The 23628-nt window shown below is 52.3% G+C and carries 27 protein-coding genes and 1 riboswitch; of the genes, 4 read left to right on the forward strand and 23 right to left on the reverse strand.

Features of this window, described 5'->3' with window-relative positions; all coding sequences use genetic code 11:
• Positions 1-33 precede the first annotated feature (33 nt).
• From glmU to PCH01S_RS27570, 11 genes are all read right to left on the reverse strand, one after another.
• Complete coding sequence (gene glmU / locus PCH01S_RS27520) at positions 34-1431, reverse strand: bifunctional UDP-N-acetylglucosamine diphosphorylase/glucosamine-1-phosphate N-acetyltransferase GlmU (RefSeq protein WP_042235348.1); 1398 nt, start codon at positions 1429-1431, stop codon at positions 34-36.
• Positions 1432-1546: 115 nt separating this feature from the next.
• Positions 1547-1831 carry a septation regulator SpoVG gene (spoVG, locus tag PCH01S_RS27525; protein ID WP_009671859.1) on the reverse strand — a complete coding sequence of 95 codons (285 nt, stop codon included), beginning with the start codon at positions 1829-1831 and terminating at the stop codon, positions 1547-1549.
• Positions 1832-1945: 114 nt separating this feature from the next.
• Positions 1946-2332, reverse strand: coding sequence for a RidA family protein (locus PCH01S_RS27530; RefSeq protein WP_009671871.1), 387 nt, complete (start codon positions 2330-2332; stop codon positions 1946-1948).
• 16 nt (positions 2333-2348) lie between these two features.
• Positions 2349-3173: a pur operon repressor gene (purR, locus tag PCH01S_RS27535; protein ID WP_009671872.1), complete on the reverse strand. Its 825-nt coding sequence runs from the start codon at positions 3171-3173 to the stop codon at positions 2349-2351.
• Positions 3174-3343: 170 nt separating this feature from the next.
• Positions 3344-4198, reverse strand: a complete 855-nt coding sequence (ispE, locus tag PCH01S_RS27540) for a 4-(cytidine 5'-diphospho)-2-C-methyl-D-erythritol kinase (RefSeq protein ID WP_042235306.1) — start codon at positions 4196-4198, stop codon at positions 3344-3346.
• Between the two features lie 356 nt (positions 4199-4554).
• Complete coding sequence (locus PCH01S_RS27545) at positions 4555-4740, reverse strand: small, acid-soluble spore protein, alpha/beta type (RefSeq protein WP_042235309.1); 186 nt, start codon at positions 4738-4740, stop codon at positions 4555-4557.
• A 182-nt stretch (positions 4741-4922) separates the two neighbouring features.
• A complete protein-coding gene (veg, locus tag PCH01S_RS27550) occupies positions 4923-5204 on the reverse strand; it encodes a biofilm formation stimulator Veg (RefSeq protein ID WP_009671869.1) in 282 nt (93 codons plus the stop codon).
• A 383-nt stretch (positions 5205-5587) separates the two neighbouring features.
• Positions 5588-6466, reverse strand: a complete 879-nt coding sequence (gene yabG / locus PCH01S_RS27555) for a sporulation peptidase YabG (protein WP_042235311.1) — start codon at positions 6464-6466, stop codon at positions 5588-5590.
• A gap of 62 nt (positions 6467-6528) precedes the next feature.
• A complete protein-coding gene (gene rsmA / locus PCH01S_RS27560) occupies positions 6529-7449 on the reverse strand; it encodes a 16S rRNA (adenine(1518)-N(6)/adenine(1519)-N(6))-dimethyltransferase RsmA (RefSeq protein WP_042235313.1) in 921 nt (306 codons plus the stop codon).
• Between the two features lie 48 nt (positions 7450-7497).
• Positions 7498-8043, reverse strand: a complete 546-nt coding sequence (gene rnmV, locus PCH01S_RS27565; RefSeq protein WP_042235316.1) for a ribonuclease M5 — start codon at positions 8041-8043, stop codon at positions 7498-7500.
• Between the two features lie 106 nt (positions 8044-8149).
• Positions 8150-9271: a 3D domain-containing protein gene (locus PCH01S_RS27570; protein ID WP_042235318.1), complete on the reverse strand. Its 1122-nt coding sequence runs from the start codon at positions 9269-9271 to the stop codon at positions 8150-8152.
• Between the two features lie 286 nt (positions 9272-9557).
• Positions 9558-9752: riboswitch (cyclic di-AMP (ydaO/yuaA leader) on the reverse strand.
• Positions 9753-10040: 288 nt separating this feature from the next.
• Between PCH01S_RS27570 and PCH01S_RS27575 the strand changes: the two genes are divergently transcribed.
• Both PCH01S_RS27575 and PCH01S_RS27580 read left to right on the forward strand, forming a co-directional pair.
• Complete coding sequence (locus PCH01S_RS27575; RefSeq protein ID WP_042235320.1) at positions 10041-10784, forward strand: ABC transporter ATP-binding protein; 744 nt, start codon at positions 10041-10043, stop codon at positions 10782-10784.
• Positions 10781-12043 (forward strand): ABC transporter permease, encoded by a 1263-nt coding sequence (locus PCH01S_RS27580; protein ID WP_042235322.1) that lies wholly within the window; start codon positions 10781-10783, stop codon positions 12041-12043. The genes PCH01S_RS27575 and PCH01S_RS27580 overlap by 4 nt, the downstream gene beginning before the upstream one ends.
• Here the strand turns inward: PCH01S_RS27580 and PCH01S_RS27585 are convergent.
• A complete protein-coding gene (locus PCH01S_RS27585) occupies positions 12026-12793 on the reverse strand; it encodes a TatD family hydrolase (RefSeq protein ID WP_042235324.1) in 768 nt (255 codons plus the stop codon). The two genes, PCH01S_RS27580 and PCH01S_RS27585, sit on opposite strands and share 18 nt — an antisense overlap.
• A 35-nt stretch (positions 12794-12828) precedes the next feature.
• Positions 12829-14103 (reverse strand): HD domain-containing protein, encoded by a 1275-nt coding sequence (locus PCH01S_RS27590; protein ID WP_042235326.1) that lies wholly within the window; start codon positions 14101-14103, stop codon positions 12829-12831.
• Between the two features lie 340 nt (positions 14104-14443).
• Here PCH01S_RS27590 and PCH01S_RS27595 point away from each other — a divergent pair, with 340 nt between their 5' ends.
• A complete protein-coding gene (locus PCH01S_RS27595) occupies positions 14444-14698 on the forward strand; it encodes an AbrB/MazE/SpoVT family DNA-binding domain-containing protein (RefSeq protein ID WP_009671874.1) in 255 nt (84 codons plus the stop codon).
• A 357-nt stretch (positions 14699-15055) separates the two neighbouring features.
• Here the strand turns inward: PCH01S_RS27595 and rsmI are convergent, their stop codons facing one another.
• The 10 genes from rsmI to PCH01S_RS27645 all read right to left on the reverse strand — a co-directional run bounded on the left by rsmI (position 15056) and on the right by PCH01S_RS27645 (position 22575).
• Positions 15056-16132, reverse strand: coding sequence for a 16S rRNA (cytidine(1402)-2'-O)-methyltransferase (gene rsmI / locus PCH01S_RS27600; RefSeq protein WP_042235328.1), 1077 nt, complete (start codon positions 16130-16132; stop codon positions 15056-15058).
• 6 nt (positions 16133-16138) lie between these two features.
• The gene (locus PCH01S_RS27605) at positions 16139-16936 is read right to left on the reverse strand and encodes a tRNA1(Val) (adenine(37)-N6)-methyltransferase (protein WP_042235330.1); all 798 of its coding nucleotides are present in this window, start codon (positions 16934-16936) and stop codon (positions 16139-16141) included.
• Between the two features lie 74 nt (positions 16937-17010).
• Complete coding sequence (gene yabA, locus PCH01S_RS27610) at positions 17011-17349, reverse strand: DNA replication initiation control protein YabA (RefSeq protein ID WP_042235332.1); 339 nt, start codon at positions 17347-17349, stop codon at positions 17011-17013.
• A gap of 36 nt (positions 17350-17385) precedes the next feature.
• Positions 17386-18189, reverse strand: coding sequence for a PSP1 domain-containing protein (locus PCH01S_RS27615; RefSeq protein WP_016424270.1), 804 nt, complete (start codon positions 18187-18189; stop codon positions 17386-17388).
• Position 18190: 1 nt separating this feature from the next.
• Positions 18191-19168 carry a DNA polymerase III subunit delta' gene (gene holB / locus PCH01S_RS27620; RefSeq protein ID WP_042235335.1) on the reverse strand — a complete coding sequence of 326 codons (978 nt, stop codon included), beginning with the start codon at positions 19166-19168 and terminating at the stop codon, positions 18191-18193.
• Between the two features lie 20 nt (positions 19169-19188).
• Entirely contained in the window at positions 19189-19635 is a 447-nt protein-coding gene (locus tag PCH01S_RS27625; RefSeq protein WP_042235337.1) for a YaaR family protein, read from the reverse strand.
• Between the two features lie 58 nt (positions 19636-19693).
• The gene (locus tag PCH01S_RS27630; protein WP_009671881.1) at positions 19694-20023 is read right to left on the reverse strand and encodes a cyclic-di-AMP receptor; all 330 of its coding nucleotides are present in this window, start codon (positions 20021-20023) and stop codon (positions 19694-19696) included.
• 19 nt (positions 20024-20042) lie between these two features.
• Positions 20043-20708 carry a dTMP kinase gene (gene tmk, locus PCH01S_RS27635; protein ID WP_042235339.1) on the reverse strand — a complete coding sequence of 222 codons (666 nt, stop codon included), beginning with the start codon at positions 20706-20708 and terminating at the stop codon, positions 20043-20045.
• A gap of 46 nt (positions 20709-20754) precedes the next feature.
• Positions 20755-22278 carry an aminotransferase class I/II-fold pyridoxal phosphate-dependent enzyme gene (locus PCH01S_RS27640; RefSeq protein WP_042235341.1) on the reverse strand — a complete coding sequence of 508 codons (1524 nt, stop codon included), beginning with the start codon at positions 22276-22278 and terminating at the stop codon, positions 20755-20757.
• Between the two features lie 111 nt (positions 22279-22389).
• Positions 22390-22575: a sigma factor G inhibitor Gin gene (locus PCH01S_RS27645; protein WP_009671897.1), complete on the reverse strand. Its 186-nt coding sequence runs from the start codon at positions 22573-22575 to the stop codon at positions 22390-22392.
• Between the two features lie 270 nt (positions 22576-22845).
• Between PCH01S_RS27645 and PCH01S_RS27650 the strand changes: the two genes are divergently transcribed.
• Entirely contained in the window at positions 22846-23361 is a 516-nt protein-coding gene (locus PCH01S_RS27650; protein WP_042235344.1) for a hypothetical protein, read from the forward strand.
• Positions 23362-23628: the final 267 nt, after the last annotated feature.

Consider the following 23628-nt stretch of genomic DNA (forward strand, 5'->3'; position numbering starts at 1 on the left):
GGGGAGGTTTAAATCAATGATTTATAAAAAATTTTACGAGTGCTTGTTTTCTTTCTTCGCTTTCATCTTGCTGCGAATGCGATCGGCGTAGCCTTTTTTATTCGTTTGACGCTCGCGGGCGATGGCCAGATCGTTGTCTTCCACGTTGTGTGTAATCGTCGAGCCCGCCACCACATAGGCTCCGTCGCCGACTTTAACAGGGGCGATCAGGTTGACGTTGCTTCCAATAAAGGCATCGTCGCCAACCTCCGTCAGGCTCTTGTTGAAGCCGTCGTAATTGACCGTGATGGCGCCGCAGCCGAAATTGACGTTCTTACCGATAACGGCGTCTCCCACGTAGCTGAGGTGCGACACTTTCGATCCCTCGCCGAGCTTGGCGTTTTTGATTTCCACAAAATCGCCGATTTTGACATGCTCGCCAAGATCCGTTCCCGGACGCAGGTAAGCGAACGGCCCCACATTCGCGTGGCTGCCGATTTTGGCTTCCTGAAGCACCGATTGTTTGACGGTGACTTCGTCGCCGAGCGTACTGTCGCAAATCTCGGTGTTCGGTCCGATCACGCATTCCGATCCGATGAACGTTTTGCCCCGCAGAGTAGTCCCCGGATACAGGATCGTATCCGGCCCGATCACGACGTCTTTCTCAATATACGTTTGAGAAGGGTCGATGAACGTTACCCCGCCCACCATGTGGCCGCGGTTGATACGCTGACGCATCAGCGTCTCCGCTTCCGAGAGGGCGATGCGGTCGTTAACGCCAATGGCCTCCGCCTCGTCCGGCGTGCAGTAGGCTTCGACGATCTCGCCGGCATTTTTCAGAATCCCGACGACGTCCGTCAAGTAATACTCGCCCTGGGCGTTCTCGTTCTTCACGTTCTCCAGCGCTTCGAACAGCTTGTGGTTATCGAAGCAGTAGGTGCCCGTGTTGATCTCCCGCACAGCCGCTTCCTCCGGGCTGCAGTCCTTCTGCTCGACGATCCGGTCCACCCGGCCGCCTTCGCCGCGGATAATGCGTCCGTAGCCTGTGGCATCCGTCATTTCCGCCGTCAGAATAGTGCCCGCCGCGCCTTTTTCCTTATGCAGGAGGAGCATTTTCTCCAGCGTCTCCGGACGGACCAGCGGCGTATCTCCGCATACGACGAAGGTAACGCCGTCTTCCGCTCCGATAACATCTTTAGCCTGGAGAACGGCATGTCCCGTTCCGAGCTGCTGTTCCTGAAGGGCGTACTCCGCCCGGTCTCCCAAATAGCCTTTAACGGCTTCGGCCCCGTGGCCTACAATTACGATCGTTTTCTCCGTTTGTATATGTTCAAGTGTATCCAGTACGTGTCCCACCATCGGTTTTCCGCAGACGGAATGCAGCACTTTGTACAGCTTGGATTTCATTCGTTTCCCTTGTCCCGCGGCCAGTACAATCGCCATCAGCTTCAACTTCAATCCACTCCTTCTTCTCCTCTGGGTTTCAACCATGACTATATCTTATCTGCCGGAAAAAGAAAAGAGAGCCCTGCAAGAACAGGACTCCTTCTGCCAAAACCGGCGTTGATTATGCGCCTTCTTCAATAACTTCCTCTTCCGCAGCCGCACGGTCGTACTCAGACAAAACCGCCGCTTGAATCTTCTCGCGGGTTGTGGATGAAATCGGATGGGCAATATCACGGAACTCCCCGTCCGGAGTCCGTTTGCTAGGCATTGCAACAAACATTCCATTATTGCCGTCAATAACACGAATATCGTGTACGACGAATTCGTTATCGATGGTAATGGAAGCAATCGCCTTCATTCTTCCTTCGGAATTCACCCGGCGAAGTCTGACATCTGTAATTTGCACTGTGTTCACCACCTTTTTCCATTCGCAGGACTTGGTGTATACTTCCACATTTTCGTGCAAATTCCTTCTGGATAAAGAGGAAAAATTTAGATTTTCCTTAAATTAAATGTGCTCTTAAACGTTTTCGACAGCTATCGCCGCAATCAGTTCGATTTCGACAAGCACGTCTTTCGGAAGCCTTGCCACTTCTACGGTAGAGCGCGCCGGCTTATGTTCGCCGAAGTAAGAAGCATACACTTCGTTAATGGCTCCGAACTGATTCATATCCTTGATGAAGACGGTCGCTTTTACCACGTTCTGAAGAGTCGCTCCCGCTTCTTTGAGTACCGCCTGAAGGTTCCGGAACACCTGATGCGTCTGCTCCGTAACGCCGCCCTCTACGAGCTGGCCTTCGGCATTTAATGGAATTTGTCCCGATGTAAAAACGAGATTGCCCACCTGTACCGCCTGGGAATACGGCCCAATGGCAGCCGGTGCTTCATTCGTTGAAAGGATACGCATAACTTAGATCTCTCCTTTATTCGGAATCGAAATAATTTCCAGGAACAACGGTTACCTGTTTCGTTTTGGAATCGACGCCGGTCAGCTTGGCGAGGGAGATATAATCTTTCACAAGCTCCTCCTCGACCTCGTTCGATTCAATGAACACGCCCACACCGCCAACGGTTGCTTTGAATTCTCCCAGCAAGTCCACCATTCCTTGAATCGTGCCGCCCGCTCTTTTGAAGTCGTCAATGATCAGGACCCGCGCTCCTTCCTGGAGCGTGCGTCTGGCCAGTGACATCGTTTGTATGCGTTTGCTGGAACCCGAAACATAATTGATGCTTACGGCCGACCCTTCCGTAGCGTTGCTGTCGCGCCGCACCGTCACGACCGGCAGATTCATAAAGGATGCCGTTGCGTAAGCAAGCGGGATGCCTTTGGTCTCCACCGTCATCACAACGTCCAGCTCTCTGCCCGCGAAAGCGGTAGCGAACGTTTTGCCGATTTCGTTCAATACTTGCGGCCGCCCCATAATATCGGCCATATACAAAAATCCGCCCGGCAGCACACGTTCCGGCTGCTCAAGCTGATTGCACAAATCCTGCACGAACGAAAGCGACGCTTCCTTGGCGACCTTCGGAATAAATTTCACGCCTCCTGCGGCGCCGGCAAGTGTATGGAGTTCTCCGAGTCCTTCGTCCTCGAATACCTCTTTTATAATCGCCAGATCCTCACTGATCGAAGATTTGGCCGAACTGTAACGTTCAGCGAATGTAGTCAGCGGTATAAGCGTATGCGGTCGAAACAACAAATACTGCGTCATCTCAACCAACCTAGCGCTTCGCTTCAATTTTTTCATGACGCACCCCTAATAAAAACCGAATATTATAAAGAGAATATACCATTTTTGTCCGTCTTTGTACAACCTATACAAGGAAATCGTCACATTCGGGACAATCTTCCCCCTCCAGGGCAGAAAAAAAGCTCCTCACCGGGAGCTATCGCACGGATTTCGAATGCCCGATGCATTTACGGGAGCATCCGCACCGCGTATACGTCCTTGCAGAACCCTCTTAGCCCGTTATAGATCCGGGCAACCTTGGCTTCCTTCGATACGAGTCCGAATACGGTCGGACCGCTGCCCGACATAAGCACACCGTCGGCTCCCAGCCTCTCCATCACTTCTTTCATCTGCCGGACTTGAGGATAGAGCTGGAGCGTTACCTCTTCGAGCACGTTGCCGAGACTTCCGCACAGCTCGTCGAACCGTTTATGCCGGATGGCTTCCAATACCCCCTTGGTATCCGGGTGATGGTTGATTCCCGCAGCATTCAGCTTGCCGTACACCTCGGAGGTGGACACGTTGATGGGCGGCTTGGCGAGAATGACCCAGCACTGCAGAGGGTTGTCCACCGGGTGAAGAATCTCTCCGCGCCCGGTGGCGAGCGCAGTTCCTCCCGTTACGCAGAAGGGAACGTCCGAGCCCAGCTCGCCGCCAAGCTTCTGCAGCTCCTCCGTGGGGATGCCGAGTCCCCACAGCCGGTTCAACCCGCGTAGCGTAGCCGCGGCGTCACTGCTTCCTCCGGCGAGCCCTGCGGCCACCGGAATTTTTTTATCCAAATGTATATAGACGCCCTTGCGGACGTCGTACCGATCTTTTATGAGCCTCGCGGCCTGGAAGGCGAGGTTCTTCTCGTCAAGCGGAATGTAGCCGGCCTGACTTGAAATGATGATCGTATCCCGCGGAAGCTCCTGCATTTCAATCCGGTCGGCCAGGTCGACCATCGTCATAACCATTTCCACTTCGTGGTAGCCGTCTTCCCGTTTCCGTAACACGTCCAGGGACAGGTTGATTTTGGCCGAAGCTCTTTCGTATATTTTCACAACGGTCACCTTCTTTTGGGCGCTTTGCCGATAATAGCTTCACATATTATAGCAAATGCCTCTAAGAAAAGCTAAAGCTTCCGCACGGTTCAAACACAAGTGGGGCGGGCATTTTCCATTTGTTCACTTATTTATTAACAATTGTATTTAAGGGCGGATATCCGGTGCTATCTTACCTTCCATAAGAGAATGAATCTGCAGATCCTCCACCCGCCATTTACTTCGGATCGGAACTTCCGGGCAGACCGGATAACTCCCTTCCGATGAATGTGCCCGCATCTTTTTAAGCTAACCTTGTCGGATGAAGTTCAGCCTCTGTCCCTTTCCCCGTTTAACCGCCGCGGCAGCTTTCCCGCTTACGGACGGCGTTTTAGGGTCTGCTCGGCGATTTGCAGAGCTCTTTTCACCATATTTCCCGCATCCTTGCTCCGTATCCCGCCCCAGCCTTCACGCTCGACAGTCTCATAGAAGCCAAGGTCTTTAGCAAGCTCATACTTAAAATCCTCCGACATGACGCCCCTTCTTCCTCTTCTTCTGCTCATCTTAGTTCCTCCTTTGAAGTGCGATTGCGGTAGGTTTCCCCCAGTAGTATGCGTCGGGAACGGAATGTCATTCACTCGTACCGGGACAGGACAGGAACGTATCCCATGTACCCCTACAATCCTTGCACAAAAGCACCCCGGAAAAGCAAAAAACGGCAGCTCCCAAAGGAGTGCCGCTGTTCTTAATGCTGTATATACGTGATGCGGAGTTCTTCTGCTGCGTCATCGTCACAAACCGTAACTTCAACGGATTCGGTCAAAATATCCGCGTAGCTGTACGAGACCCGCTTAAATGATTGTTGTTCTTGGTCTAGCTTTACGATAAAAACAGAAGGGTAGGTTTCTTCCAAAACACCGAAACGCTCAATGGTTTTCCGACGGCCGCCATTTGCTTTCAACATGATTTTCTGTCCGACATGAGGCTCAAGACTGCGTTTGATTTCCAACAGCGCATTTTTAGCCATTGTGATCTACCACCTCTTTCTCTGTTAATTATACCCTAAAACAGTGCGTTTGTCAAACAAGCCAAATATTATATCAGCCGGACAAATACGTTGTCAACGGTATAAAATCCTATTTTTATTTCTTTTCATAGGCTTAGCTTTTGTCAAAACCTGCAGAATTATGCACCGCTCCCTTTTCCTAAGATCCGTCGGCTCATAAAAGGCCCATTTCTCCGCCCTTAAACCGCAACATATAAAAAAGCGTACAGCCCCTTGTATCCAAGATACATGGTTCTGTACGCTTATCTTTAAACGCCAAGCAGGTTCTAAAGCCGCATCCTTTATTCCGAAGCCCCCGGGCCCCGCTTCACGTCCTCGGCCTCATCAGCCGCCCTGCCAGAAGCTTATATGGTGGCTTCCGCGGTCAAGTTCACGAGCCTGGGCACACCAATTCGGTAGCTCCCCCTGGTTTCAATGCCGCCGACTCCGTCCAGACCCGTTACCGTAACCCCGGCCAGATCGGCCATGGACACGGTTTCGCGAATCGATGTGTAGGAGGCTTTGGCGGCTATGCATAGGGGATCCAATGCATGAATGAGCACCCGGGCGGGAGAGCTTGCGAAATTTGCCCCCGCCTGCAGCAGCGCCTCGAAGTGGGACTGACAGGCACCCGCCACGATCGTCAGCGCATCGCGGTTGTTCTGGTACTGCCGCGCGACTTGGACGGCCCTGACGAAATGAAGCGAATTTTTATAACTGTCGAGCTGGTGTACGTCCAGCTTCTTTCTGTTTTTTAGCAGACCGTCATGTCCCGTGACAACGACGATATCGGGCTTCACCTGCGGCAGAAGACGCTGCAGGGTGGCAGCCATCTGAGATTCGTTCACATAGAAGCCCTCCGCGGGGATGCGAAGCTCTCCGTACAGATTCATACTTTTGCGCAGATAGTTCGGATCACCGTCCAGATGCAGGATTTTACCCGGCATCTCGAAATATTGCGTATTCTCGGGCAGCTTATTACGCACCAGATTATCGTTGAGCTGATACAGCTCCTGACGAAACTGGCGGATGCTGCGGATTGTCTCGCCTACCCTCGGCAAATTCACTCTGGGAAAATCCGAATCGCGGGCGGCCGTTACGCGGGATAGATCGGAAATGGGAGCGTCCGCCAGCAGGCGAAAATCGACGCCCCGAAGAATCGCCCTTGTCGTATCGATCTCCTGGATTCGAAAAATGATATCGTTGCCGTAGGATTTGCGGGTCGCCAGATCGCCTTGCCTCATGAAGCCATCCCCTCCTAAGCCTATCGTATGGCAGGGGTGGGCAATTGGTGATTAGCCCGCTTCTATTTGTTGCAGGTCGGGCAGTTTCGCAGAGCTTCCGCCACGCGGCCGTACTCCTCCATGCTGAGCGTTTCGCCGCGGCGGCTCGGCTCGATGCCCGCCTCCAGCAGAAGAGCCTCCAAATCGCGTTTGTTCTCTTTGGAGAAGAACCGGGCTCCGAGGTTGTTATAGATCGTTTTGCGCCGCTGCGCAAAGCTGGCCTGTACCACCTCGAAGAAGAAGTCTTCGTCCGCTACTTCGACGGGAGGTCCTTTGCGCAGACGCAGGCGGATCACAGCCGAGTCGACGTTCGGCTGCGGCACGAAAACGGTGCGCGGAACGATCGTAACCAGTTCCGCCTCGCAATAGAACTGTACGGCGATGCTGAGGCTGCCGTACTCCTTGCCGCCCGGCTTGGCCGCCATCCGGTCCGCCACTTCCTTCTGGATCATCACGACGATGTTTTCGAGCGGAAGCTTCTCTTCGAGCAGCTTCATGATGATCGGCGTCGTGATGTAATACGGAAGGTTGGCGACGACGCTGATTCCGGACAAGCCGGAGAATTTTTCCTCGATCAGCTGCCTCAGATCGAGCTTCAATACGTCGCCGTGAACGACCTCGGCGGTCGGATAAGGCGACAGCGTCTCCCGCAGGATGGGGAGCAAGCGCTGGTCGATCTCCACCGCTACGACGCGGCCGGCTTCCTTAGCGAGCTGCTGGGTCAGGGCGCCGATTCCGGGACCGATCTCCAGCGCGCCCTTCTCGGGAGTAAGCTCCGCCGCGGAGATGATGTTGCGCAGAACGTTGCCGTCCGTGAGAAAGTTCTGTCCCAGACTTTTTTTGAGCACCAGATTGTGTCGGTTTAGAATGTCTTTGGTCCGTTTGGGCGTTGCCACATCTTCAGATGCAAAGGACGGGCCGCTGCCTTGTTCATTTAATTTCATAGTCATCCTCCAAACTTCCGTCCCTGACGAAAGTTGCCTGTGCGTAAATTATTGATCCGGACGGTCCAACTGCTCTACGGCAGCTTCGAACTCTTCCCGGGAAATTTGAAAAGCGGCGCAGCGCTTGTAAAACTGCTTACCATTACAATACCCGATTCCGAGCTTTTTTCCTACTTCCAGCCGTCTGGCCGCTGCATCGGGATGAACAACGAGGCCGGCGGCGATCAGATCCTCCCATGTCAAAAGAGACACGGCGCCCTCATATTCGGTCTTTACGTTCGCCAGAGCGGACCGTATAGCGTCCGGAGTCGCGTTCTCGACTCCGATGTCGCCTCGCTTCTCCGCAAGTTCCTGGGGGAGAAAGGCGTGCTTGCAGCCGGACACCTTGCCCGAAATGATTTTACGGATGCGCTCCCCCGCGTGATCCGGATCCGTGAAGACAATGACCCCTCTGCGCTCCTGGGCCAGCCGGATGCGATCCAGAATTGCCCGGTTGATTGCCGATCCGCCGGTTTCGATCGTATCCGCTTCAACCGCCCGCTTGATGGCGGTTGTGTCGTCCTTTCCTTCGACAACAATGATTTCTTTGATCATGTTTTTTATCCTCTCTTAAGCGCACAAAAAGAAGAGGGTTTCCCTCTTCTTTTCGCATACGGTTTGTTACCGGTTTGTAAATCTTCGTTACAGGTAACATGTTATCCTAATCTTGTGTCGGTTTATTCGGACCGATGACATAAACGGTATATCCCCGTTTCACACCGAAAGTCTTGGCATAATTCATGCTGTCGAAATAAACGTCCATTTTCTGGCCTTTAATAGCACCACCCGTATCTTCCGCACGGCGGTATCCGATGCCTTCAATGTACACCCACCAGCCTAACGGCACGACGGATGGATCTACGGCAATCGTCTGGCCTTGAACAGGCTTCGTTCCGCTGGCGGTCCGGTTGCCTACGCCCGGCTCTTCGGAAGAGTAAGCGGTCAAGGTAACGTTCTTTAATATTTTCTTCGCGTCTATGTCGGTACCTGCTTTAGTTACCTGCTTAGGCTTAACCGGTTCGGATGCGGCTGCCACCGTAACGACCGGATTTTTTGTGCCTACAGCCACAATCTTATCCACACTGGCGTTTTTGACTGCTTGATCGATAACTTGCTCGGATACGAGTTTTCCGTTTTCGAAAATCTTCTCTTTCTTTTTAACCAATACGCCTTCCTGGCCTTCCTGTACGACCTGCTCTTTGCCTTTCAGCAGATCCTCATCGGATTTCTTGACCACACTGAATGCGATGGGCTCCGAAATTTCTTCCGTTTCTTTCTTCACCCGGACAACTTCGATAGCCGCATTGGCTGAAAGCTCCGTGTCTTTGGCCGGAGTCACTTTGTCGTGCTCTCCCAGCAAAATATTTGAATCTTGCAGAACTTGATCTACCGTTTTCGCTATGGTATGCACAGTTTGTGTCTGCCCGTCGGCAGTTAGCTGTACGGGTGATGCATGATCGATGACAATCTTCTGACCGTCTTGAATCTTACCGTCAAGCGGCATAGATACCTGATCGTGCTCACCGATTGTAATGGCTTGTTCATCCAGTAGGCGCTGTAGGACCCATTGTCTTGTTTCCACAACGGTTTCTCGTCCGTTTACCACCAATGATACGCTTTTACCAGCCGTACCGTATAACAACACCAAAAACATGAAAGTCAAAGCGAATGAAATGATAGCTGCAAGGATGATCATACGCAAGTTTTCATGCTTCCATCGCAATGCGAAGGACATGCTGGATGATCGCTTAACATGGGTCTCTGATTGCGAGATATTGCCCACTTCTTCGGTCCTCCTTCAAAGCCTCGCCTCTGTGATACGCATGATGATTTGGACGCGACTTAGGTTTATTTGGCGGTTCCTAACGGAACCCTTGCAATTGGCTTCTTTCCCGCCGGGCTGACCGGTTGCTCTCAGTCTCTACGGGGTCTGCATCACCTCCGTTTGATGTTTACCTGTATGCGGGTCGGATACCCGTCCGATATGGAACAAAAAAAGCCATCGGAAAGAGAAAGCTTCCCGGTGGCCTGTGTGTGAGCGCGACTAAACAGAATGACACGACAGTTGTTATCTCTCCCGGTACGCTTACGAGGTTAGCTGACGGATTCGGGCCGTGAGAGCTGCCCTACTCGCCGGCGGTGCTGCCTGCACCTGCCATTGAGATTCACCCCAAATTGTTTCCTGTTGTATCGGCCCAAAGCTGTTCCGACCTTGACAGCGGTTCCCCCGTTTTCCTTTTACGGAAACTCAGCGTTAAAACTTGGCGTTTATTAAGTTATCATGAAAGTATATTACGCTCAAATATCCAACCTGTAAAGGGGGCATATTCCCTAAAAATAAGCAAATTTAACCAAACCAATGGCATTTATCTAATTATCTTGCAGTCGTTCTCCTTTTTTCTCCCGTTATCTCGCTTCTAGTTTTCCCCATTTCCGCTGCTCCGCTTGGGCATTGGGCTTCCAGGCATTTTTTGACTATAATAAAAGATACGGCAATCCGCCCGAAAAGGCCGAAAGCCGCAATAACCGATTGAAGAAAAGCAGGTGAAGGCATGGATCCAATTCTTCACATTTCCCGTCTCAGCGGAGGCTATTTGCCCGGAAAACCGATTCTCCGCGATCTCGAAATTACAGTCGGACAAGGTGAAATGGTCGGTCTGATCGGACTCAACGGAGCGGGAAAAAGCACGACCATCAAACACATTCTCGGGCTCCTGAAGCCGCAGGAAGGCAGCGTCCGCATCCGTAACCGGACCCTGGAGGAAGACCCGCTGGGATACCGGTCCTCGTATTCTTTCGTACCGGAGTCTCCCGAATTGTACGACGATCTGACGATTGAAGAGCATTTGGAACTGACGGCGATGGCTTACGATATTCCGAAGGAAGCGTTCAAGGAACGTGCCGGCCGCCTGATGCGCGAGTTCCAGATGGAGCCTAAGCGCAAAAGCTTTCCGGGCCAGCTGTCCAAAGGGATGAAGCAGAAAGTCATGATCATGAATGCGTTTCTTGTCGAGCCCGCGCTTTATGTCATTGACGAGCCGTTCCTCGGCCTTGACCCGCTGGCGATGCGTTCTCTTCTCGACATTATGGCGGATTTCAAGAGCAGGGGCGCCAGCTTCCTGATCTGCTCCCACATCCTCGCCACGATCGAAAGATACTGCGACCGGTTCGTCGTTCTCCATCAAGGGCGGATTCTTGCCCAAGGCACGCTGGAGGAGTTGAGACAACAGACCGGGCTGTCCGATGCGACGCTGGACGAGCTGTTCTATGAGCTGGTGCGGAGGAATCCGGCATGAACCAAGAAGCAGCCGTTCACAGAGAGGGCACGGCCGGAGCTGTCCGTCAGCTGTGGAAGCGCAGATTCGACCATTACCGGCAGGAAACGTCCCGCTACTGGGCTTATGTCGCAAGAAGCCAGTTTTTCGGTTTTCTTTTCCTGATTTTTATCGTTTCTTCCTATTATTATGCAAAAATCCTTCAGCAGCTTCCGACATCTTTTCCTTATATCTGGATCGTTCTGCTCGTCCTCGTTCCGGCTCTCGCAGCCGGCTCTGTGCGCACACTCCTGAAGAATGCGGACCGGGTGTTTCTGCTTCCGCTGGAACCCGTTATGAACGTATTCTTCCGGTCGGCTTTCCGCTACAGTTTAGGAATCCAAGCCGCACGATCCATCATTCTGATGCTGATTGCATGGCCTCTGTACAAACACTGCACGGGTACGGAGGGACAGCCCTTGTGGCTGATGGCGATTTTTGTTCTTCTAATAAAAACAGCCAACCTGCTCGGCTCGTGGCAGGAAGGCCGTTTTTCATCCCCCGGATGGCGTCTGATCTCAGTAGGTTACCGCTGGGTCTTAAGCGCAGCCGTCGTATTCGCCTTGTTCGGTACGGGGCCGCTTCCGGGCGGGTTCGTTCTATTGGCGGGACTTGTCGTCTGGGCGGTCGTATACAAGCTGGGGCCCGGACAACGGACAATGGGCGTCGCTTGGGATTACCTCATCGACAACGACCGCAAACAGCAGTACCGGCTGTACTTGTTTTTCAGCGGCTTTGCCGACGTGCCGCAGCTCCCGGTACGAGTGAAGCAGAGACGATGGCTGGCGGGCATTACGGACCGGTACTCATTCCGCTCTTCCTCGCTGTACCTGTATCTCTTCACGAAGACGTTTGTCCGTTCCGAGCTGCTAGGCATCGTCGTCCGGATCACGCTTGTCGCCGGCCTCGCGGCCGCGGCCGTTCAATCCGCGCCCGTGGCAGCCGCAGTCTGCCTCGTAGCCATGTTCATTTCGCTGGTTCAGCTCACCTCGCTGGAGCAGTCGCACCGCTACACGTTCTGGCTGCAGACTTATCCGGTAGATCCGCGCCGGAAAGTGGCCGCCGTGGTGCGGATCATCAGCGGCGCTTTCACCCTGCAGGGTATCGTTCTTACCCTGCTGATGCTGCTAAGCGGAACGGGCGTTTACGCAGCCGCCCCGCTTGCGGGGCTCGCGCTCGGCCTCGCGCTTTGCGCTACGGTAATGAAGCGGAAATTTACCGCTTCATTTGAGGCCGAGTAAACGCACGGCATTGTCCGTCGTCACTTTGGCCAGTTCCTCCAAGCTCATGCCGCGCAGCTCGGCCGCCGCTTCGGCAACGAGACGAACGTAAGACGTTTCGTTGCGCTTACCCCGGAACGGATGAGGCGTCAAATAAGGCGCATCCGTTTCGATAAGCAGGCGGTCAAGCGGCACTTGCTTGAGGACTTCCTTGGGCTGCTTGGCGTTTTTGAACGTAATGGGACCGCCGAAGGAAATATGGAAGTTCATATCCAGACACTGCTTCGCCGTTTCCCAACTGCCGGAATAGCAGTGCATAATGCCGCCGACTTCGGCGGCTTTTTCTTCTTTCAGGATATCGACGATATCTTGATGAGCCTCGCGGTTATGGATCACAATCGGAAGCCCGACCTTGCGTGCAAGGCGGATCTGTTCGCGGAACACCCTCGCCTGCACATCTTTCGGGGACGTATCCCAGTGATAATCCAGCCCGATTTCCCCGATCGCCACTACTTTCTCGTGCTTGCACAGCTCCTCGATCCATTCAAGGTCGCCGGGCCGCATATCGATCGCATCGGTCGGGTGCCAGCCTACTGTCGTCCATATAAAATCGTACTTCTCCGCAAGCTCGATAGAGGAGGGGATGGTTTCCCGATTGAACCCTACGTTAACGATCCGGGTCACTCCGTTGTCCCACGCCCTTTGAATAGCTTCGTCGCGGTCTTCATCAAAAGCTTCATTGTTCATATGAGTATGAGTATCGGTCAGCATAACGAGAACTCCTTTTGGTTCGTCTGTTTTTTGAATTAGGCGTCGAATAGCTTCCTTTGGAGGGCCACAGCTTTACCGCCCCCCCTTTCAAACAATTCGGCGGGATAATAGATACGGTGCTGCCCCATATGAATGCCCGAGATCGATTTAACGATTTCGGAGCGTGCTGAAATTTCCGTCAGTTTATCCTGGCCGTCAAGCAGCAGAATGGGTTGTTTGTCTTCCTTTCCGGTATCGGGCCGGTATACATCGTACGACTGGTCTGACGGGAAATCCAGCTCCAGGTAATAATCCGCATCAAATCCCGCCTCCTCCAGAGCGTCACGGAATTCCGTCAGGAGTTCTTTGTCCCACTCTTCCACGGCCGAGAATTTGAACAAGCGGCGGTGCAGAAATCGGCCGGACAAATCAGCCAGCACGGGGTCTTTTTCCAAACTCCAATACATTAGAACCGTCTGCATCAAAGATTCGTCCAGGAGGAAATAATCCTGCAGCGACAATTTTCCTTGGAAAAGATGAAGGATCGGCTCCGGCATAAATGTAAACGGGTAACCGTCTTCGAACAGCGCTTTGGCGCACTCCAGAACTTTCCCCAGCAAAATCTCCGCGCTCCGGGTAACCGGATGAAAATAAACCTGCCAGTACATCTGATAACGGGACATCAAGTAATCTTCGACGGCATGCATCCCGCTCTCTTTTACGACAATTTTCCCTTTATAAGGCCGGACTACCCTCAAAATGCGCTCCAAATCGAAAGTTCCGTAATTCACACCCGTAAAATACGCATCCCGCAGCAAATAATCCATCCGGTCGGCATCGAGCTGGGACGAGACGAGACTCGTTACTATTTCCTTGCGGTAGGTTTTGCAAATGACGCCGGCAACGTCATGGGCAAACGTCGGCGACACTCTGGAAAGCACCTGATTTACTTCAGTGTCACCCAAAATGATCCGACAGGACCAATTTTCGTGATTCGTTCCGAATACTTTTTCAATAGAGTGGGAAAATGGCCCGTGACCGACATCATGCAGCAAGGCGGCGCATAAACAAAGCAGCCTTTCCTCCTCCGGCCAGTCGGCATATGAGTTTCTTTCGAACTGAGAAATAATCTTTCTCGTAATCTCGTAAACGCCGAGCGAGTGGGAAAAACGACTGTGCTCCGCGCCGTGAAAGGTCAGGAATGAAGTGCCCAGTTGGCGGATACGCCGCAGCCGCTGAAATTCCTTGGTGTTGATGAGGTCCCAAACCGTACGGTCCTGCACATAAATATATTTATGGACAGGGTCTTTAAAAACTTTTTCTTCTATCATGTTTCCGCCTCCTTTTCGACATAAAAGCCGACTATTTGATCATTTAAACAAGGAATTTGTCGAATAATGTTTCTGGCCATTTTCCAAACCAAGTGACACTTGTCACAAAAATAAAACAATTGTCAGTTTGAAGGAAAGCGGTTACCTGCAAAAGATTCACTTATTTTTAAGGGCTAAGGAGGAATTCGGCATTTCACAAAGAATTCATTAAATATAAAAACTGCAATTAGAGACCAATTTTGGGTTGACTATTTTGGGAATGCTTGGTATCATGAATATCGAAAACTATGTTGAATAATGACGATTAATTATTTCAGTAGATTGGAAGGAGCTTTTATATATGATGAAATCCACAGGAATTGTAAGAAAAGTCGACGAATTGGGGCGTGTCGTTATTCCAATCGAACTTCGCCGTACACTCGGTATCGGTGAAAAGGATGCGCTGGAGATTTATGTAGACGGCGAGCGCATCATGCTCAAGAAATATGAGCCTGCTTGTATCTTCTGCGGCAACGCTGAAAATGTGACTTATTTCAAAGGAAAAATTGTTTGTCACGAATGTTTAAATGAAATGCCAATACCTGTGACAAAATAAGAAATATAGTATATAATAAGAACTAGCAAAGTTCCCATTGGTAATTCTAACCTTTTTCATATCTCCTCTACGTCTCTGATCCCGGCGGACCACCGCCATGGATTAGGGACATTTTTTTGTCCATAGACGTGGGAGAGCTTGCTGCTGCAGGGTACAGCTACCAAGCGTACATGCGAATCTTGAGAGGAGCCGCCGAAAGTGTACGCGAGTCTCCGTACAGAATGGCTCCGCCGAGCAGGGAGCGTTCACTCGCTCGGGCCCCGCTTGGAAGCGTTCACCCCCGAGTCCGCCCGGCGATTCCGGAGCCTCTGCAATCATACCCGCAAGTCTCAACATAATTTCACTTGGACCGGCAGCTTAATTCTGAAGCAGCTCGTTGTAGACGTCCCGCTTCGGCAGCCCCCGGTCGGAAGCGGTCTTTTTGATCGCTTCCTTCTTGCTCAGCCCCTGTTCCATGTAATGGGCGGCATGCGCCTCCAGTGAAAGCTCCTTCCACCAGGCGGCTTCCGCCTCCGCCGTTTCGGCTGCGCTTCGTCCCTCCACGAGGACGACGTACTCGCCCTGCGGCGGATGCTCGCCGAGATGGGCCAGCGCCCCGCTGATCCGGCCGCGCCCGAATTCCTCATAGCGCTTCGTCAATTCGCGCGCCAGGCAGATCTCCCGATCCCCCCATGATTCGAGCATCTGCTCGAGCGTACGGACAACCCTATGGGGGGATTCGTAGAACAGCAGCGTGCCCTGCGCAGGCGCCAGCCTCGCCAACTCCCGCTGCTGATCTTTCTTATCGCGCGGCAGGAACCCGATGAAGGTAAATTCATCGGTAGGCAGCCCTGAGGCGATAAGGGCCGACAAGGCCGCGTTCGCTCCCGGGATCGGCACAACCGTAACCCCGGCTTCAATTGCCAGCCGGACAAGATCGTGCCCGGGATCGGAGATGGCCGGCAGCCCCGCATCGCTGACGAGCGCGATGGTCTGCCCCTCGCTCATGAGCCGGACCAGCTCCGGGCCGCTCGCCTGCTTGTTGTGCTCGTGATAGCTGACGAGTCTCCCGGAAATGTCGAAGTGAGTCAGCAGCTTGCGAGTCTGGCGTGTATCCTCGGCGGCGATAAGGTCCGCTTCCTTCAAGATACGGACAGCCCGGTAGGTCATGTCTTCGAGATTGCCGATCGGAGTGCCGACCAGATAAAGCATCCCCGTGCCGGCCGACTTTTCCGTTTTACGGCTGCGGACTCTGCTTTGAACCTGTTCGGGCGTCGGCGAGATAACGTCATGGCCGTAGGTACCTTTTTGGAGCTCATCAGCACCGGCCTGTCTTTCCATGTTCGGTGAATCTTCCACTTCTAACGCCGCTGTATCCGACGCATCTCCCTCCTTCCCGGTTATGCGCTGATCGTCTTTCTTCATTATATAGCTTCGCTGTATGTTAAAATTCATGCCGAATTATCCTCTGTTTCTTTCGTTTTCCGGGCTCTTTTGCCCGCCTGCTTCCAGTTCACTCTTCTCCCCGTAGAATACGGCATGAAGTTCGCCGCAGTACCGTCCGCCCTCCTCATGCACGAAGAGCGGCGGAAGAGTTCGCATATCCGCTTTACCGTCACGGATGCCTTCGATCAGTACCATCATCGCCTCTTCCCCCTGCCGCGGGTGAACGAAACGGACTCTTTTGGGCTCGACGCGATACTGTCTCATTAACGTGCAGATATCAACCAGCCGGTTCGGCCGGTGTACCATGGCCATCTTGCCCCCGGTTTTCAGCAGTTTAGCGGAAGAGGCTACCACGTCCTCTAAGGTACAGAATAGCTCGTGTCTTGCGGCCGCCACATGCTCGTTGCGGTTTTGTTCACCCGCAGGAACCGGCAGATAGGGCGGGTTGACCGTCACCAGATCATACCCGGAAGCTCCCAGTGTCCGGTGAATCTGCTTGAGATCGGCATGCACCATGTGAAGCCTATCCTGCAAACCGTTCAGCTCGATATTGCGTTTCCCCATACCTGCCAAGCGCTCCTGGATTTCAACGCCCCAGATCTCGGCTGCGGGTGTCCTTGTAGACAACAGAAGGGGAATAACTCCGTTGCCCGAGCACAGATCCACAATTTTGCCCCGTGGAGGCACCGTGCAGAACCTCGCCAATAAAACCGCATCCAAAGAAAAGGCAAATACCTCTTCGCTTTGAATGATTTTCAAATCATGCGTCAGCAGATCGTCGATCCGCTCCGTTTCATGCAGTGCAACCTGCAAGGGGATTCCTCCTTTATTTTAACCGGAATTCTCATATGGAAAAAACCGTAGAGAAAAGTTCCCTACGGCTTACGTTATTTATTTAAGAAAGACAGGCAGAACAAACAGTCTCCTTCCGTCCGCAGGTGTCCGTAATAGACATTGCAGATATGGAAGCCTTCATAATACAGCCGGGCCAGGTTGTCGTATCCCTCGCCGATGACAGGCTCAATGCCTTTCTCCGGTTCGGAATCCGTCTCCTCGGCATCCCCCTGCTTCAGCAATTTGCGAAGCTGTTGATTTTCCATCATCAGCCGTTGGTTATCCTCAAGCAAAGAAATGATGGTTTTCTTCAAATCGCCAAGCTCCTCATATGCTTTTCCGATCTGCTCTTCCAAACCGTCGATTTGCGCAAACATTTCATGTTTCTCCACTGTCTCACCTCAAGTAACGCTTCCTGCATCCGTTAACTAATCTTGCTCCGCTACATCGTCAAAAGGAAGATCCATTATTTTGCCGATATCATACAGCTGAACCTTGCAAGTTTTTTCGTTCATGTTCAGTGAAAGCACTTTGCCGTTGCCAAGTGAGGTAATCACATAAGTTCCTACGGAAGGCACGCTGTCTTTGGCGCTTTCGTAGTTGTCATGCTCGAACTTCAAGCAGCACATAAGCCGGCCGCACAATCCGGAAATTTTGGTCGGATTCAGGGACAGGTTCTGGTCCTTGGCCATCTTGATCGACACCGGCTCGAAATCCCCCAAGAATGAAGAACAGCATAAGATTCGGCCGCACGGTCCGATACCGCCCAGCATTTTGGCTTCATCCCGTACCCCGATCTGACGAAGTTCGATACGCGTTCTGAAAATGCTCGCCAGGTCCTTAACCAGCTCCCGGAAGTCAACCCTTCCCTCAGCCGTAAAATAAAAAATAATTTTATTCCGGTCAAATGTATATTCCACGTCCACCAGCTTCATTTTGAGCTGATGATCCTTGATTTTATTCAAACAAATCCCGAAAGCATCTTTGGCCGCTTTCTTGTTCTCTTCAACAAGCTGGGCATCGGTCGGATTCGCAATCCGGATGACTTTCTTGAGCGGAAGGACCACATCGTTCTCTTGAACGGTTTTCTTTCCGATGACCACTCTACCATATTCGATGCCTCTGGCGGTCTCAACGATTACGGCATTCTCTTGTTCCACAGGAAGGTCAATGGGATCAAAATAATACACCTTGCCCGCCTTCTTAAAGCGGACACCTACGACGGAATACATGTTACACCCCCTGTATGTCCACTAGCATTTTCTCGACAACCAGTTGTGGATTGGCATTAAAACGCAGCCGTTTTTGAAGTTCAACCGCCCGGGCGAGCAAACGCACCCATTCCCCGGTCTCCCTCTTAAACGACAGTGGCCCCATCCAGTCCATCTGGTCGATATATACGAAATTTTCCTTGCGACCGATTCGCAGGGAAACCATGTCTTTCAACCATAAAATCATGAGATCGAAAAGCAGAGCCGTATGATCGGCCAGCCCGGCTTTGATCCACTTCTGCTGCAGCGTAACAAAGGAAGACGGGTAGCGTGTCAGCGTTTCCCTCAACAATTGTATCATTGTGCTGCGGATTTCGGCAAACCCATTTGTCTGAATCATTTCTTTGGCCGCTTGTATGCCCGCCGTCAAATGAATGGCAGGCTGCACCAGGGCAGCAGGGTGGCCTTCTTCCAGCAGTACTCTCGCCATCTCGGCCCGAGGCATAGGTGTGAAAGAAATCCATTGAGACCGCGACTGAATAGTCGGCAGCAGAGCATGTCCATTCTCGGTAACGAGTACCGCAACCACTTTCGAGTTCGGCTCTTCCAAAAACTTAAGCAGGCTGTTGGCAGCCTGGACAGTCATTTTCTCCGCTTGATTCAGAATATAAATCTTCGTGCCGGAACCTGCGGAGCGGTAGGCAAACTGCTTCTGCAGCTCGCGAATCTGGTCGATCTTGATGGAAGCCCCATCGGGCTCAATTTGGTAAAGATCCGGATGGTTGCCATGCTCGACCTTCCTGCATTCCAGACATTCCCCGCAGGCGTCATCCTTGAGGTTCGTGCAGTAGATGGCTTTCGCAAGCATACGGGCTGTCTGCTTCCTCCCCGTACCTACCGGACCGCTAAATATATAAGCATGCGATATTCTATCCTGCCGCAAGCCGCTTTGCAATATGCGCTTGGCCGTTTCCTGGCCTGGGATCGTTTGAAAAGACATTTGTATATTCTCCACTGTCTTTAAAATAAAAAGTGGATCAGCATGCCTCGTATCTCGCCTATTCGCTGCAAAATCTCCAGCCGTCCCTGCTCGGTTTCAAGCAAATCGTCCGCCATGCTGAGCAGAGCGCCGTCTACTTCCTCCAGCAGCTTGTACCTCTTCGTCCGGCCTCTCCTGTCCCATCCGCGAGTTTCGCGCAAGCCGACGCCCTGACGGGCCGTCTCCTCCAGAAACTGCTTGATCAGCAGCTTGTACTGCCGGAGTTCCCGCAGCTTCATGGATCTGGAAAGACGGTCACCCTGGAGCCCGATCTGCTGAAGCATCCGGTTAAGCTGCTCCGTGGTGACCTTCTCGTCATGCTTGAGCATAAAGGCGGAAAAGTCTTTGGGAGGCGATTGAAGAGTCGGCGCCGTTTCCGGAACCTTTACGTTTTTACCGATCGGCTGCCACCCCGGGTTGATTTTCAAGCTTCATGCTCCCCTTTTGTTGCGTATTGGCGGGTTCCGCCGGTCGGTCCCTGCCGATTTAGAAGTGCTCAAAACGTTCGACCGGAAGCAGGAATACGGCGGCACCGCCGACCTGTACTTCAACCGGGAACGGAATATATGAATCTGTCGTACCGCCCATCGGCGATACCGGCGTCACAAGCTGATCACGGACTTTGCAGTTCGCCTTGATCACTTTGAAAACTTCCGGAACCCGCTCATCCTCGATACCGATCATGAACGTCGTATTGCCTGCACGCAGAAACCCGCCGGTGCTGGCCAACTTGGTTGCACGGAACCCTTCCTTGATCAAAGCGTTGGAAAGACGATTGCTGTCTTTGTCTTGAACAACGGCGATTACGAGTTTCATCGCAGATCCCCCTCTTTCATTATACCTCAGGCTTTGGAAAAAAGACACGATCTAACAGTTGTTTACAATCCTGCAAAATATCATGAGCGATTTCATCCTGGGTGCGGTCCGCGTCAATCAGGCAAATCCGCTTGGGATTCTGTTCCAGGATCTTCATAAACCCTTCCCGCACACGAGTGTGATAGGCTTCGCCCTTCTGTTCAATACGGTCAAGACCCTCTCCGCCGGCTGACTGCGTCCTAGCCAAAAGCCTCTGACGACTCGTTTCAACCGGAACATCCAGCAAATAGGTGCGTGTAGGCTCCAGTCCTCCTGTCGCGAAACGGTTAATGGCCGCCACCTCATCGAAGCTGATACCAAGTCCGTAGGCCTGATAAGCCAGGCTGGCATCGACAAAACGGTCGCAAAGCACGATACGGTTCGCTTTCAGCGCCGGTACGATAAATTCCCGGACGTGCTGGGCACGCGATGCGGCGTAGAGCAGGACCTCCGTATGATCCGCCATCTCCTTATGATCCGGCGTAAGAACAAGACTGCGTATGTGGTCGCTGATCGGTGTGCCTCCCGGCTCCCGTGTTACGACTGTATCATATCCGAGCGCCTGCAGCGATTCGGCCAGTCTCCGCAGCTGCGTCGTTTTACCCGAGCCGTCAGGACCCTCGAATGTAAGAAATAGTTCTTTCACATTACCCTCCTAAAAATAAAAACGAAACCAACCTTCCGGCCGGAAGTTATTCTATGTTGCTGTTACAGGTATCCTCCGGAGTGTCCGTCAGTACCCTCAGTCTGCCTTTCGCCGCCTCCCGGCTTCCGTGAAATCTCGCTCCCGATTCGGCCAGCCGCTTAAGCTCTGCCGCCGTATCCTCTTGAATAAGCTCTCCAGGATACAGCAAAGGAATTCCGGGCGGATAAGGGATCACCATTTCAGCGGATCTTTTTCCGGCGGAACTCTCAATCGGCATGACGCATACAGAGTCCTGTATGCTGTTCTTCACGTCTCGGGTAACGGGTATGTTCATGGGAACGGGTTTGGAAACGGAGTTAAGAAGAGGCTTATACATACTATTCGGGCTGATGCCCGGAAGTTCCTGCTTATTTGTCAAGTATTCCTTGGAAATGGCTTCACAGGCTCCCAAGGCTCTCTCCGCATCTTCAATTGTCGAAGCGGGCGTTAGAAGAAGCAGAACGGCTTTATCCGCGGCAAGCTCCACAAAACAACCGGCTTCTTCTAAAAACCCTTGCAGCTCGGAGCCGCTCAACGTCCCCGTCCCGTCATATATCGTCACTTTGAAAGGATCCATATGCTCGTACGCGGTTTGTGCCGAACGATGTTTCAACTGCCGGAAACCGTATATGTTCTCCAGACCGTCACGGAGTCTTTGAACGGCTTTCAACCCTTCTGCGACCAGCTTCTCCCCATGGAGGTGCATCTGCCTCCTGGCTAAGTCGAGAGAAGCCATGATCGGATAGGACGGGCTGGAGCTTTGCAGCATCGCAAGCAGCATCCGTATTCTCTCCCGGTCTATCCGGTCATGCCGGAGATGAAGCATCGCCCCCATCGTCATCGCCGTAAGCATCTTGTGGGTGGATTGGACCACGGCGTCGGCTCCGCATGCAAGCGCGGACTCCGGCAGCGCCGGATGAAAGCCGTAATGCGCCCCGTGGGCCTCATCCACCAGTAGCGGGAGGCCGTGCCGGTGCATCAGATCGGCATAGGGGCGCAAATTCACTCCCATTCCGTAATAGTTCGGATTGGTCAGCAGCAGCCCCTTCGCCTCCGGATACCGGGAGAGCGCGTCTTCGACGTCGCTCAGCCTCACGGAGGCGGGTATACCGCTTTCCCCGTCGGTCTGCGGGGAAATAAACACCGCGTGCGCGCCAGCCAGCATCAATCCGTGAAGCACGGATTTGTGGGCGTTGCGCTGCACGAGAAGAATGTCGCCGGGCCCGCACAGCGACATGATCATGGCCAGGTTGCCGGCCGTACTGCCGCCAACGAGAAAAAACGTCTCCTCCGCCCCGAAACAATCCGCCGCGAGCGCCTGCGCCTCGCGGATCGCCTCTTCGGGTTGGTGGAGATCGTCCAGGCCGCTGATCTCGGTATAGTCGAGCGCCATCAGCGGCCCAAAAAAAGGAGCGGCCTCACGGTCCGCTCCCCTGCCTGATTTATGACCGGGCACATGGAAACTGGCCGGTCTTCGTTCATAATGCTCCCTCATTTTCTCGAAAAGGGGGGCGTTTTCGCGATTTGGCATATCCAAGCATCCTTTGAAATCTTATATTCATGAAGTAAATTAAGCATACCTGTCAGCCGTCCCGAAAATCAAGGCATTTTTCGCGTATTTACACACTTCCGCCGTCCGATATCAAGCGTTTTGCTTATAAAAAATTTGCTTTAACTGCCGGATAAAAAAAGAATATTTGACATCCATTACATCCGTACGCACAATTTCAGCCTCACAAGCATCGCAGATAAATTCCGAAGCAATCTGAATGCCTTCCTGCTTTTCTTCTCCGCACACGATACATTTCACCAGAACCGGGTCTTCCATACGGATCACCTCTACTTTTTTTCCTATTAGCAGTATGTCCGGTTTACGATTCTTTTAGACGCAAAAGAAAGGTTTCAAGCACGTTACGGCGACTCCTCCCCACGTCTGTATGGGATTTGACACATTTGCCTGTGTGCAAAGCTCTCATTGCAGCAAGCTTTCTCGCCTTTAATCTTTAAAAAACCTGGTCTAAAATCCGATATAGATAGAGTACCCTACTTATGAGATACTGACTAGAACAACAGATGTTTTAAACGGAGGATTTCCAATTTGAAAAAAAACACTTCCAGCGATGCGATCATCTACACGTACACCCTTCTTCGACGAATTCCGCATCATCTCCTGCTGCTCGGCGTTTATTACGCATTTGCTGCGGTATGGGCGGTTAAGGCCTTGCTGACAGGCAGCCTGCTCTCCTTGTGTCTCGGCTATATTTTCGTTCAACTTCTTCATATGCTGGCAATTCGCGGATATCTTCATTTTGTCAGAAAAACAGAGTCTCAAGGCTGGTCTTTCCGGTTTGCTCATCTTTGGACAGGCTATATTCCCGCGCAGTATGTGATGCTTCGGTCATTCGTCCGTCTTCACCTGCACCTGCTGATCTCGGGCTTCGCCGGTATATTGCTTCTGTATCCTTGGTTCAGCGCCGCAGCCATATCCAATATCTTATTTGTGCATTTGTGGATTTTAGGCGGGCGGTTTTATATGTTTTTGATGTTCCGAAAACAATATCAGGTCGGCTGGCTGCGCCTCCGTGTTAATGAAACTTCGTGTTACAAACAGTAAATCGTGCCTGCAGACTTAACATTCCTGGAAATGAAATTGGTAAAAATGCATCTCAAAAATGGAAATTGTAAATTATAGAAATGGAAAAAAATAAGGCGGACGACTTTCGTCTTGCGACATCACACCCGGTCGGGAACTGCACGGCAACAAAGAAGATCGGATCAGAGGTTCTATCCTTGGCCGATCTTTTTCCCGTACTATCTTAAATTTATCTTTAAACAACAAAAAACCTTTTCGAACTGTCATTCGAAAAGGTTTTATTTGTGC

The sequence above is a fragment of the Paenibacillus chitinolyticus NBRC 15660 genome, from assembly GCF_000739915.1.
Taxonomy (GTDB): Bacteria; Bacillota; Bacilli; order Paenibacillales; family NBRC-103111; genus Paenibacillus_F; species Paenibacillus_F chitinolyticus.